At 40.9% G+C, this 12,728-nt stretch carries 9 protein-coding genes and 1 pseudogene; 8 read left to right on the forward strand and 2 right to left on the reverse strand.

Annotation, left to right across the window (positions count from 1 at the left end; genetic code table 11):
- Positions 1-221 precede the first annotated feature (221 nt).
- A complete protein-coding gene (locus WAX46_RS08740) occupies positions 222-1,406 on the reverse strand; it encodes a M20 family metallopeptidase (RefSeq protein WP_336493668.1) in 1,185 nt (394 codons plus the stop codon).
- A gap of 164 nt (positions 1,407-1,570) precedes the next feature.
- On the opposite strand from WAX46_RS08740, the gene WAX46_RS08745 reads away from it, so the two are divergent.
- Positions 1,571-1,861 (forward strand): hypothetical protein, encoded by a 291-nt coding sequence (locus tag WAX46_RS08745; RefSeq protein WP_226567138.1) that lies wholly within the window; start codon positions 1,571-1,573, stop codon positions 1,859-1,861.
- Between the two features lie 44 nt (positions 1,862-1,905).
- Here WAX46_RS08745 and WAX46_RS08750 read toward each other — a convergent pair.
- Positions 1,906-2,390 (reverse strand): annotated as a pseudogene (locus tag WAX46_RS08750) (antibiotic biosynthesis monooxygenase family protein).
- A 112-nt stretch (positions 2,391-2,502) separates the two neighbouring features.
- On the opposite strand from WAX46_RS08750, the gene WAX46_RS08755 reads away from it, so the two are divergent.
- The 7 genes from WAX46_RS08755 to WAX46_RS08785 all read left to right on the forward strand — a co-directional run bounded on the left by WAX46_RS08755 (position 2,503) and on the right by WAX46_RS08785 (position 12,568).
- On the forward strand, positions 2,503-4,653 hold the full coding sequence (locus WAX46_RS08755) for a transglycosylase domain-containing protein (protein WP_336493669.1): 2,151 nt from the start codon (positions 2,503-2,505) through the stop codon (positions 4,651-4,653).
- A 124-nt stretch (positions 4,654-4,777) separates the two neighbouring features.
- Positions 4,778-5,836 (forward strand): uroporphyrinogen decarboxylase, encoded by a 1,059-nt coding sequence (gene hemE / locus WAX46_RS08760; RefSeq protein ID WP_336493670.1) that lies wholly within the window; start codon positions 4,778-4,780, stop codon positions 5,834-5,836.
- Positions 5,837-5,868: 32 nt separating this feature from the next.
- Entirely contained in the window at positions 5,869-6,807 is a 939-nt protein-coding gene (gene hemH / locus WAX46_RS08765; RefSeq protein ID WP_336493672.1) for a ferrochelatase, read from the forward strand.
- A gap of 23 nt (positions 6,808-6,830) precedes the next feature.
- On the forward strand, positions 6,831-8,243 hold the full coding sequence (gene hemY, locus WAX46_RS08770; protein WP_336493674.1) for a protoporphyrinogen oxidase: 1,413 nt from the start codon (positions 6,831-6,833) through the stop codon (positions 8,241-8,243).
- 175 nt (positions 8,244-8,418) lie between these two features.
- Positions 8,419-8,997: a TetR/AcrR family transcriptional regulator gene (locus WAX46_RS08775; protein WP_226567144.1), complete on the forward strand. Its 579-nt coding sequence runs from the start codon at positions 8,419-8,421 to the stop codon at positions 8,995-8,997.
- Positions 8,998-9,061: 64 nt separating this feature from the next.
- On the forward strand, positions 9,062-11,371 hold the full coding sequence (locus tag WAX46_RS08780) for a YhgE/Pip domain-containing protein (RefSeq protein WP_226567145.1): 2,310 nt from the start codon (positions 9,062-9,064) through the stop codon (positions 11,369-11,371).
- Positions 11,372-11,518: 147 nt separating this feature from the next.
- The gene (locus tag WAX46_RS08785; protein ID WP_226567146.1) at positions 11,519-12,568 is read left to right on the forward strand and encodes a M42 family metallopeptidase; all 1,050 of its coding nucleotides are present in this window, start codon (positions 11,519-11,521) and stop codon (positions 12,566-12,568) included.
- The last annotated feature ends 160 nt before the right edge of the window (positions 12,569-12,728 follow it).

Below are 12,728 nucleotides of genomic sequence, written 5' to 3' on the forward strand. Positions count from 1 at the left end.
TCAAAAGGAGTTCAGCACAATTGAATCGCCTAATCCCTGCCAGGTTTTATTAAGTCATCACAAGTGCAGTAAAAACAATGGTCGAAATCCACGGTAGTTGTTATACATTCACTTCATTTTTAGTGATCGATCGTAGAGCGAAATGAGCTGGCAACCACGTGTTTCGCTTAAGGGTGTTGAAAGAAATGAAATAAAAAAGCCGCTTTCGTTAGCGGATTTTTTCATTCATCGTAGGAAAGGACGGCATGTGCCAGTACCTTTGCGGCGACGGGCATTGCTTTTTCGTTAATATCAAATTTCGGATGATGATGTGGATATACATCCTGGCTGTTTTCTGGCATGGCTCCTGTGTAGAAAAAGGTACCAGGGACATGCTGAAGGTAATAAGCAAAATCTTCTCCGCCCATTTGTGTTTCCGCTTCTTTTACTTCTGTGACACCCTCAGTCTGTTTCGCTATTTCAGCGATGTATTCAGTTGGTTTAGGGTGGTTTTGGACAGCTGGATATCCTCGGATATATTCATATGTGTAGGAAGCATCATGCATGTGGCAAACCCCTTTCACCACCTGTTCAATTTCACGTTCAATGATATGTCTTGCACTTTCTTCAAAGGATCGTGCAGTACCGGTTAACACAGCTGAATCGGCAATAACATTAAAGGCATTTTCAGCTACAAAACCTCCAACTGATACAACAGCAGAATCAATTGGATTGACTTTACGGGCGACGACTTGCTGCAAGCTTGCAACAATTTGTGAACCGATGAGTACGGCATCTTTCGTTAGGTGAGGCTGGGCGCCGTGTCCGCCTTTTCCTTGGATCTGAATAGAGAAACGGTCTGCGGCGGCCATGAAGTTCCCGCTTTTATAAAGAACCGTGCCACAAGGCTCTGACGACCAAAGGTGAGTGCCAAATATGACATCAACTCCGTTTAAACAGCCGTCTTCAATCATCGGCTTTGCACCGCCTGGGGCATATTCTTCAGCATGCTGATGAATGAAGACAATTTTTCCTTTTAATTGATCCCGATGCGCATGTAAAATTTTCGCTAATACAAGAAGCGTCGCTGTATGCCCATCGTGACCGCATGCGTGCATCACACCAGGCTTTGTCGAACGATAAGTCACCTCCTTTTCATCCTCAATGGGAAGCGCATCAAAGTCAGCTCTGAGGGCAATGGTTGGCCCCGGTGCAGCACTTTCAATAAAGGCGAGGACACCATGACCACCTACTTGAGTGTGTGTCGGTATATGTAATGTGTCATAGTAGTTTGAGATAAAAGCGGCGGTTTCTTCTTCCTGAAAAGAAAGTTCTGGATTCATATGGAGATGGCGTCTAATTTCAACCATTTCCTCATAATGTTCATCAAGACGTTCATTGATGCTTTTTAAAGTGGATATTGTCATTGAACCGAAAACCTCCTTCATGCTCTTTTATTGATTGTATGGTAATTGTTAGAATCTTTCAACAGAAGAGGACTTCCGTTCAACATAAAAGGTCATTTTACATAAAAGTCGAAGGTTGGAAACTCTGGAAAAGGGGGGGACGTGGCGTTGGGAAGCTGTCCAAGTTGTTCAAAAGCATTTTCTTTCGTCGAAAAGTTTCATTTATCTCATACGAAAATGATGATGTGTCCAAGCTGTCAGCACCAAATCAAGGAAACGTTTGTCTCAAAGATGAGCTTTTTCATGCTCTGCTTTATTCCGCTGTTGGTGATGCTTCTTCAGTTGAAAGGCGCTTCACCTATGTTGAAGTGGCCGATCTTATTAGGGTGGATATTGCTGAATTTCTATGTGTTTCAGCCTATTATTCATCGGTACGAGCTAAAATGAAGACGGTTAAAAGAAGAGAGCCCAGCTAATGGGCTTTTTTCATGAAAAAAGAAGTGCTGCAAGCAACACTTCCTTAATTGTCTGTGGCAGCATGGTAGGATGTCAGATAGGCAGGACGAGAGAAGATAGAGCCTGTATCTTCGTGTGGCTGAAAGAATGCCTCTGATGCTTGAAAGTCTTGAAATAACTCCTCTGATTTCCAAATCGTCAAAATGAGATAGACCTCTTCATCTTTTTGGGGTCTTAGGACACGAAGTGACTGAAAGCCACGCTGATGTTCTGAAATGTTTGTTTTTTTCTGGAATGTGGATTCAAAAAGGGGTCTGCTTTCAAGCTTTACGGGGATATGATTTAAGGTGACGAAGCCAGATTGGACGAGCTCGCCTTTCGCGTAAATCACATCATATGCATGAGGAGCTTTAAAGACAGTATCGCCCTCTGTTTCATGACACAGAGCAGCTTGTTCTTTCCCAACCATATACAGCAGATTTTCCTGTTGATGTTTTTTGCGATTTTGTGCAAAAAGTCTGCTGTTCCATATGTTATATAGACATTCATCTAAACCGCCTCCTGCTTGATAGTATAACAAAAGAATGATATATAATTCTTTGGTAGTCAATCCATAAAACATATTATGAAGCAATACATCCCATACTAATCGTATAAAGGAATGAGGTGCCCTAATTTGAAAAAAAAGAAGATAATCATTCCATTAGTCATTGTAGGAAGTACACTTGTACTCTCATTTATTGGCTATCTGACCATTTTATTTTTAGGACATTATGTCATAGATGAGAAGAAGCTTGTTTTTCATGCTTCCTCAAAAATCATTGATCAGAATGGAAAAGAACTCACAAGTATGTATTCAGAAAATCGAGATCCTGTGTCATTGAAGGAGGTACCTGATAAAGTAGCAAAGGCGTTTGTTGCTGTAGAAGACAAGCGTTTTTACGAGCACCATGGTATTGATGCACAATCTATTTCAAGGGCGGTTTATCGAGATATATTAGCTGGAGGAAAGGTAGAGGGCGGTAGCACGATTACCCAGCAACTCGCAAAAAACATTTTTCTTACAAACGATAAAACCTTTCTTCGAAAAACAAAAGAAGTCATTATTGCTATTAATTTAGAAAGAGATTATTCAAAAGATAAATTGCTTGAGATGTATTTGAATCAGCTTTACTTCGGCCATGGGGTCTATGGTATTCAGGCAGCGTCCAATTATTATTTTAATAAAGATGTCAAAGATTTAACTGTTAGCGAGGGTGCTACACTTGCCGCTATGCCAAAGGCACCTTCTACTTACTCGCCTGTTTTGCACCCTGATAAAAATAAACAAAGGCGAGATACGATACTGAATTTAATGAATGAGCAAGGCTATTTGTCGTCAACAGAGACGATTGAAGCGAAAGGCCGAACACTAGGTCTCCATTTAAAAAAGAAATCAGAAACGCCGTGGATGGACAGTTATGTAGATCTCATCATTAAAGAAGCAGAATCAGAGTATGCCATTTCACATGAGCAGTTACTCCAAGGCGGCTATACGATTACTGTACCGATCGATATGAACTTGCAAAAAGTCGCCTATGATGCGATGAAAAACAACCGTTATTTCCCGGGAAAAAGCGGTTCACCGGAAAGTAGCGCCGTGTTTATTGACAACGCGTCTGGAGGAGTAAAAGCAGCCATTGGAGGACGAGGTTATCAGGCAAGAGGCTATAACAGGGTAACGGCTTTGAGACAGCCTGGGTCTGTTTTTAAGCCGATTGCTGTTTATGGTCCGGCGTTGCAGGAAAAAAAGTTTAGACCTTATTCACTGCTTGAAGACAAAGAAAAAAACTATGATGGCTATTTACCAAAGAATTACGATGGACAGTATGAAGGTCAAGTCACGATGGTGGATGCCCTGATGAAAAGTAAAAATACAGCTGCTGTATGGACGTTAAGTCAGCTTGGCATTGACACTTCAAAATCATATCTTGAAAAAATGGGGATTGATATTTCGGATAAAGGACTTGCCATGGCACTTGGCGGCTTAGAAAATGGAGTCTCTCCTTTGCAGATCGCTGGAGCCTTTCATACATTTGCAAATGAAGGTGTCTATAAAAAGCCCTTCTTCATTGAGAAAATCACCAATGGTGAAGGGGAAACCGTTAAGAAGAATCGGAACAAACAAGAGCGAGTGTTTAGTGTGCAAAACGCTTGGTATATGACGAGAATGCTACAGCAAGTCGTCAAAGGCGGGACAGCTCAGAGCGGTTCATATGCTGGAGATCTTGCGGGCAAAACAGGAACGACAACCTATTCAGGTGTGAAAGGTGCAACGAAAGATGCTTGGTTTGCTGGTTATACTCCTAGTACAACGGGTGCGATTTGGATGGGGTATGACAAAACCGATAACAGTCACTATTTAACTGGCGGCAGTCATTATCCAGTCCAGATGTTTAAAGATATTTTAACGATAGCCCAAATCACGAATGAAACATTTGATAAGCCAGAGGGAATCAAGGAACTTCAATCACCCATCCGTTTAGAAGGGTTGTCAGGATTTGAAGCCCGCTATACATTTAAAATAAAAGAATTGTTTATATTGGAGCTGTCTTGGGATGAGCAAGAGGATCAACGGGTTGAATATCGTATTTATGAAAAGAGAAACGGAAGTGAGACCTTGATTGACTCGGTCACAGGCACAAACAGTTACACAATGCCGTATGCCAATGTGTTTTCAGATGTGCAGTATAAGGTCGTCCCATACAATACCCAGACAAAAGAAGAAGGCGAAGGCAGTTCTTATGTCAAGCCAGAGGCTTTTGGACGTTAATATTCGGCGATTTTTTGAACATTGAGCCGCTTTAGTGTACCGTGCCTTGAAAAAACGGTATAGTGAAAGCATTGTTTGAGCCTTATACAAAGAGAGTGTGAGGCGAAAGGTGGAATGAAAGGTAATGGGAAAAACGAAGGCTTTTAATGACACGTTCTTAAAGGCGTGCAAAGGGGAAAAAACAGACCATGTGCCTGTTTGGTACATGAGACAGGCAGGACGCTCGCAGCCAGAATATCGTGCCCTTAAAGAAAAATACGGGCTATTTGAAATCACGCATCAGCCAGAGCTGTGTGCTTATGTAACAAGACTTCCAGTAGAACAATATGGTGTAGATGCCGCTATTTTATATAAAGATATTATGACCCCACTCCCGTCTATTGGAGTGGACGTTGAAATTAAAAATGGTATTGGACCTGTGATTGATTCACCCATTCGGACAAAAACAGATATAGAACGTCTCGGGGAGCTTCATCCTGAAGAAGATTTGCCATATGTCCTTGAGACAATCAAGCTTTTAACGAAGGAGCAGCTGAATGTTCCGCTCATAGGTTTTGCCGGTGCACCATTTACGATGGCAAGCTATATGATTGAGGGTGGTCCATCTAAAAATTATCATAAAACGAAGGCACTCATGTACAGTGATCCAGAGACATGGATGCGGTTAATGAACAAATTAACTGATATGACCATCACGTACATTCGGGCACAGGTGAAAGCAGGAGTTAGTGCATTTCAAATCTTCGACTCTTGGGTTGGGACTTTAAATGCAGCAGACTATCGAACATTTATTAAGCCGGTCATACAGCGTATTTTCACAGAGCTTAAATCTGAAAATGTGCCCATGATCATGTACGGAGTTGGCGCGAGTCATTTAGCGAAAGATTGGCATGACCTGCCGCTTGATGTCGTTGGACTTGATTGGCGCATGAGTGTAGACGAAGCGAGAAAAGAAGGTTTAACGAAAACGTTACAAGGAAACCTTGATCCAACCATCTTACTTTCCCCTTGGGAAGTAATTGAAGAAAGAGTAAAAGACATCTTGAATCAAGGGATGAAATCAGATCACTTTATTTTTAACTTAGGTCATGGAGTATTTCCTGATGTTTCACCAGAAACGTTAAAGAAGCTAACGGATTTTATCCACGACTATTCTGCTAAACAGAAAAAACTATCCATCTAAACTATTTCAAATGATCTGAAGGAGTGTTGGTTGTGGAGAAAAAGAAAATGGGACTTCTTGTCATGGCCTATGGCACCCCATATAAAGAAGAAGACATTGACCGTTACTATACACATATTCGTAGAGGCAGAAAGCCAGAGCCAGAGATGCTGCAAGATTTAAAGGATCGTTACAAGGCAATCGGCGGTATTTCACCTTTATCAAAAATTACAGAACAGCAGGCAAATGGCTTGTGTGATCATTTGAATAACATCCAAGAAGACATTGAATTTCATGTCTATATTGGGTTAAAACATATTGAGCCATTTATTGAGGATGCGGTTGCTAAGATGCACCAAGATGGCATTACAGAAGCTGTGAGTATTGTTCTTGCGCCGCACTTCTCCACATTTAGTGTGAAATCTTATAACAAACGTGCGCAAGATGAGGCAGATAAGCTTGGCAATCTGAAGATCACTTCTGTTGAAAGCTGGTATGATGAGCCGAAGTTTGTGGATTACTGGGTGAAGCAAGTGAAAGATACGTATGCATCCATGAGTCAAGAAGAAAGAGAATCGGCAGTGCTGATTGTCTCTGCACATAGCCTTCCTGAAAAAATTATTGCGGCAGGAGACCCATACCCTGATCAGCTCACGCAATCTGCAAAGATGATTGCAGAGGGAGCGGAAATTGAACATTATGAAATTGGCTGGCAAAGTGAAGGGAATACGCCTGATCCATGGCTTGGGCCAGACGTGCAAGACTTAACGCGAGATCTATTTGAACAAAAAGGCTATAAAACGTTCGTATATGTGCCTGTTGGGTTTGTAGCTGATCATCTTGAAGTGTTATATGACAACGATTTTGAATGTAAAGTCGTGACAGATGAAATAGGTGCAGTCTACCATCGTCCAGAAATGCCTAATGCGAAGCCAGCATTTATTGATGCGCTCGCCACAGTCGTTTTAAAGAAGCTTGACGAAAACAAGTAATCATATAAAAAGAAGGCGATCCTATGCATGACAATCAAAAACACCTTGTCATCATTGGCGGTGGCATCACTGGTTTGGCCGCCGCCTTCTATTTGGAAAAAGAAGCCGAGGAAAAAGGCCTTCCTATCCGAATATCTCTTATTGAAGCGAGTCCAAGGCTAGGTGGAAAAATACAAACTTTATATAAAGATGGCTACATCATTGAACGCGGACCCGATTCATTTTTAGAAAGGAAGGTCAGCGGACAGCAGCTAGCAAAAGATGTCGGTCTGTCCGATCAGCTTGTCAATAATGAAACAGGACAAGCGTATGTATTAGTCAATGAAACACTCCATCCGATGCCAAAGGGTGCTGTCATGGGAATTCCAACTCAAATCAGTCCTTTCATTACAACTGGTCTTTTTTCAGTTGCAGGAAAAGCAAGAGCGGCGATGGATTTCGTTTTGCCAAAAAGCAAGCAGACAGAAGATCAGTCGCTTGGTGAATTTTTTAGGAGACGTGTGGGCGATGAAGTGGTCGATAATTTAATCGAACCTCTACTATCAGGCATTTACGCAGGTGACATAGATCGTCTTAGCTTAATGTCCACATTCCCCCAATTTTATCAAACGGAACAAAAGCATCGCAGTTTGATTCTAGGGATGAAAAAGTCACAGCAGCATGCGAAAGCGCAGCAAGTGACAGCGAAAAAGCAAGGACAGTTTCAAACGATCAATCAAGGGCTGCAAGCGCTTGTTGAAGCGGTAGAAAGCAAGCTCAAGCTGACGACAATTTATAAAGGAACAAAAGTCACACAGATCGAAAAAACAGATGGAGGCTATGGCATTCAATTAGACAGCGGTCAAACGCTTTTTGCAGATTCAGCCATTGTCACTACTCCCCATCAATCGTTCTATTCCATGTTTCCAAAAGAAGCAGGGCTTGGGTACTTGCATGACATGACATCGACCTCTGTTGCAACGGTTGCACTCGGTTTTAAAGAAGAGGATGTTCATAATGAATATGATGGCACAGGGTTTGTCATCTCAAGAAACAGTGATTTCTCCATTACAGCCTGTACGTGGACGAACAAAAAATGGCCGCATACAGCACCTAAAGGAAAAACGCTATTGCGTGCGTATGTAGGAAAAGCTGGTGACGAATCGATTGTCGAGCAGTCAGATAGTCAAATCGTCAGCATCGTGCTGGAAGATTTGAAGAAAATAATGGATATTAAAGCAGATCCAGAACTGACGACAGTGACTCGCTGGAAGACGAGCATGCCGCAATATTACGTCGGTCATCAAAAACAGATTTCGAACATGCGTGAAAGGTTTAAGCAATCATATCCTGGTATTTATATCACAGGTGCTGCTTTTGAAGGTGTTGGTATCCCTGATTGTATTGATCAAGGAAAAGCCGCCATCAAAGAGGCTGTATCTTATCTATTCTCCTAAATATCAACTCCCTTTGTGTCATAGAAAGGGAGTTTTTTATGTTCGGTAAGTTTAGAAAAGAGATGTGAATAAATAAAAGTGAACAAAGTAGTTGCATCTGAGGAAAGGGATGTGGTATATTACATTCTGTACTTAATGACCAAAATGTTCAAATAGTCATTTCAGGAGTGAGATCATGAATGTTGATAGGAGACAAATGATTTTAGATGGGGCTACAAAGGCGTTTACTCAATTCGGGTATAAAGCCACGACTATGGATCTTGTCGCGAGGCTTGCCAACGTCGGTAAAGGAACCATTTATACCTTTTTCAAAAACAAAGAAGAGCTGTTTGATGAAATTTTTACATCACTTTTATTGGAGATGAAGAAAATTGCGGACGAGGCAATTGATGAGAAGAATCGTTTCTCTGAAAACCTTCACTTAGCACTCTTTGCAATATTGGAATTTAGAAAAAACCACCAACTTACAATTAAAATCTTTCAGGAAAATGCTGAGATTGGCACGTCAACTGTCAAGGAAATGATTGAAAAGATGGAGCAAATGATTATTCGCTATATTAAAACAAAAGTAAATGAAGCGATTGAAAAAGGCGACATTAAGCCTTGTGATCCTGAATTGACTGCATTTGTGATGGTAAAACTATATATTGCACTTATTTTTGATTGGGAAAAGCGATATGAGCCTTTAACAAAAGAAGAGGTAGCTGAATCTTTGGAGCTTTATGTATTAAAAGGACTTTCTGCAACAACGTAATTTTTTTTGAGTTCAAATGACCAAATTTGAAATTTAGTCAATCATCAATGGGAGGAAAACAGCAATGAATTTAATTCGGAATCAATGGAAAGACATTGTGACGAGCAAAGAACTACTGATCCCGATTTTCGCTGTCTTATTTATTCCGCTGATTTATAGTAGTGTATTTTTAAAGGCTTACTGGGATCCATACGGTACAGTTGATCAATTACCTGTAGCGGTCGTGAACTTGGATGAAGGCAGTCAGTATGAAGGTAAAACACTTCAAGTTGGCGCTGATTTAGTGAAGGAATTAAAGAAAAATGATCATTTTAAATGGCACTTTGTCGATAGTAAAAAAAAGGCCATCAATGGATTAAATAACAAGGCCTATTACCTTGTCGTAGAAATTCCAAAAGATTTCTCTAAAAATGCAAGTACAGTGCTAGACAAACATCCGAAAAAATCGAATTTGAAATATTATACGAATCCAGGCGCAAACTATGCTGCGTCACAAATTGCGAATAATGCCATTATCAAATTAAAAGATTCGGTTTCAAAGGAAGTCACAAAAAATTATGCAGAAGTTATCCTTGATAACTTCAAAACCATTGCAAAAGGATTAGATCAAGCAAGCGATGGTGCGAAGAAAATTGATGACGGAACAAAAAGCGCAAAAGACGGTAGTAAAAAGTTAAAAGACAACATGGCTCAATTGGCAGAAGGAACGTTGACATATAGTGAGGGTGTTCATCAGTTCGCAGGAAAAATGGGGGAACTGAACTCAGGGATTCAATCTCTTGACAGCGGGCTTGTTCAGCTCTTAACGGGTTATCAAACCATTGATCAGAAATTTGGAGAGCTTGGCACAGGAATTGATACATTGACTGCAGGATTAAACACAAGCCTTGAAGGACATCAACAGCTTGCTTCTAAAATGCCACAATTCACAGCAGGCATTGAACAACTCAACAATAAAGCACAATCATTTTCAGAGAAAATTGCAGCAGTAGAGAATGTATTGTCTTCACCAGATTTAGCGAATCTTGAAAAGATGTCGTCAAAGCTAGATCAGGTGAAAAAAAATGCAAAAGCGTTTAATACAAAACTTGCTTCTTTAAAAGAAGCACTGTCTAATCGAGATGAAAAAGTAAAAAGCATAATTCAAAACAGCTCAATGACAGATGAAGAGAAAAAGGCGGCAATGGATCAGCTTGAAAGCCTTCCTAAAATCGAACTGCCTGACCTATCTGGACTTGAGCAAAGCTTAGCAGCCTTACAGGAACTGCCTGACGCAAGTGAAGTTCAATCTGCGGTTGCTTCTGCAAAAGCACAATTACAGCAAATAAAGCAGCTGCCAGAGAAAACAGAACAGCTGTACACATCCACAGTTGCGATACAAAACGCCATTGATCAAATGACAACAGGTACAAATAAATTGTATCAAGGTGCACTCAATCTTCAAACTGGCCAAGGTCAATTACAAGAAGGACTGCAAACAGCAAATGGGAAGCTTGATACAGCGAAAAGTGGTGCAGATAAGCTCGCAAATGGTTCAAGCCAGCTTAGTGCAGCGTTAAATAAGCTAGAAGGTGGTTCAGCGAGTATCCAAAGCAACACATCTAAGCTTGCTGAAGGCTCAAAATTGCTTGATAAAGGATTGGGAGACTTAAAGAGCGGTACAGGAAAACTTTCCGATAAATTGAAAAGTGCCGCAGATGAAACAGGGGAAATTGATGTAGGTCAGGACAATTACAATAAAATTGCCAGCCCAGTCAAAACAGAGAACGATACGGCGAAAAAGATTGATAATTATGGAACTGGGCTCACGCCTTATATTTTATCTATGGGACTCTTTGTAGGGTCTCTCATGCTCACCGTCGTATTCCCGATGAAAGAACCTGCTGGACACCCAAGAAATGCGTTTGAATGGTTTATCAGCAAATATAGTGTGCTTCTACTTGTTGGTATTTTACAAGCAGTGATTGCAAGCTCTATGCTTATCTTTGGACTTGGACTTGAGGTGGAGAGTCTCTGGCGCTTCTATCTCTTTGCAATCATCGTCAGTCTGACCTTCTTAGCAATCATTCAGCTTCTGGCGACAACAATGGGGAACCCAGGACGCTTCATTGCTGTCATTATGTTGGTTCTTCAGCTTGCAGCAAGTGCGGGTACATTCCCGCTTGAGCTTGTACCAAAATTTTTCCAAGTCATTCATAATCTGCTTCCAATGACGTATACAATCAATGGATTTAGAACGATCATTGCAAGCGGTGATTACAGCTATCTATGGCATCAAGCAGCAATCCTTGGAACAGTTGCCATCATCATGATGGCGGCAACCACAGCATACTTTGCTTGGAACGTAAGAAAAGTGAAACAAGACGAAGCTTAAGGAGTAAATCCTTTCTCTTTCAATGAGAAAGGATTTTTTCTATTAGAACATTAGACATCAGAAACCCGAAGCGATATATTTTAAGAAGAGATGCTGAAAAAGGTATACATGGAAGGAATTGCTTTCAGACAAAGGAGGAAATGTCGAATGACAACGGAAGTAAATGAAACGGTTCAACTCATTCAAAAGCTCGTATCAATTCCAAGCCCATCAGGAAATACAGAAAAGATAATCGGTTTTGTTGAATGTTTTTTACAAGATTTGAATATAGAGACAAAGCGAAATCGAAAAGGCGGATTAATTGCCACAATAAAAGGATCGGATGACGGGGAACACCGCATGCTGACCGCGCATGTTGATACACTTGGTGCGATGGTCAAGGAAATTAAGTCAAATGGTCGAATTCGTCTTGCACTAATCGGGGGCTTCCAATATAACTCAATTGAAGGAGAATATTGTGAAATTGAAACAGTATCAGGACGAACATATAAAGGGACAATCCTCATGCATCAAACGTCTGTTCACGTATATGAGGATGCTGGAAAGGCGAAACGAAACCAAGAGAATATGGAGATTCGTCTAGATGAAAAGGTGAAAAATGCAGACGATGTCAAAGCACTTGGAATCCAAGTAGGGGACTTTATCTCGTTTGATCCTAGAGTAGAAGTGTCATCTTCAGGCTTTATTAAATCTAGACATCTTGATGATAAGGCAAGTGTGGCGTTATTGCTGCAATTGATTCACCGCATTCAAACAGAAAACATCACATTGCCACATACGACGCACTTCTTAATTTCTAATAATGAAGAAATCGGATACGGCGGAAACTCGAATATTCCAGAAGAAACGGTGGAGTATTTGGCTGTCGATATGGGAGCCATCGGCGACGGTCAATCAACGGATGAATACAGTGTGTCCATTTGTGTGAAAGATTCAAGTGGGCCTTATCATTACGGTTTACGCAAGCATTTAGCGACATTAGCAGAAGAGAATGAGGTTGATTACCGACTTGATATTTATCCTTTTTATGGCTCAGATGCCTCAGCAGCTATTAGAGCCGGTCACGATATCATTCATGGACTGATCGGTCCTGGTATTGACTCCTCGCATGCTTTTGAAAGAACACATGAAGACTCGCTGATCCATACAGCCAACCTTCTTTATCACTATGTTCAATCAACATTAATTACAGCATAAAAAAAGAACCCAGAACCCCATCTATTGGGGTTCTCAGCTTGTAGACAAAGTCTACAAGCTTTTTTGTATAATAAGGGTAATAACACAATTCTGCGGGGGATGAACATGTTATCGAAACGTGAAGAAGAGAGAAGAAATCAATTAGAAGTAGTGGCTTTAG

The sequence above is a fragment of the Bacillus sp. FJAT-53060 genome (assembly GCF_037104745.1).
Classification (GTDB): domain Bacteria; phylum Bacillota; class Bacilli; order Bacillales; family Bacillaceae; genus Bacillus; species Bacillus stratosphericus_B.

Bases quoted from the DNA above. Each gene is read 5' to 3' on its own strand.
- hemY (WP_336493674.1), top strand. From the start codon at position 6,831: ATGCATGACAATCAAAAACACCTTGTCATCATTGGCGGTGGCATCACT.
- WAX46_RS08755 (WP_336493669.1), top strand. From the start codon at position 2,503: ATGAGGTGCCCTAATTTGAAAAAAAAGAAGATAATCATTCCATTAGTC.
- hemE (WP_336493670.1), top strand. From the start codon at position 4,778: ATGGGAAAAACGAAGGCTTTTAATGACACGTTCTTAAAGGCGTGCAAA.
- WAX46_RS08740 (WP_336493668.1), bottom strand. From the start codon at position 1,406: ATGACAATATCCACTTTAAAAAGCATCAATGAACGTCTTGATGAACAT.
- WAX46_RS08775 (WP_226567144.1), top strand. From the start codon at position 8,419: ATGAATGTTGATAGGAGACAAATGATTTTAGATGGGGCTACAAAGGCG.
- WAX46_RS08785 (WP_226567146.1), top strand. From the start codon at position 11,519: ATGACAACGGAAGTAAATGAAACGGTTCAACTCATTCAAAAGCTCGTA.
- WAX46_RS08780 (WP_226567145.1), top strand. From the start codon at position 9,062: ATGAATTTAATTCGGAATCAATGGAAAGACATTGTGACGAGCAAAGAA.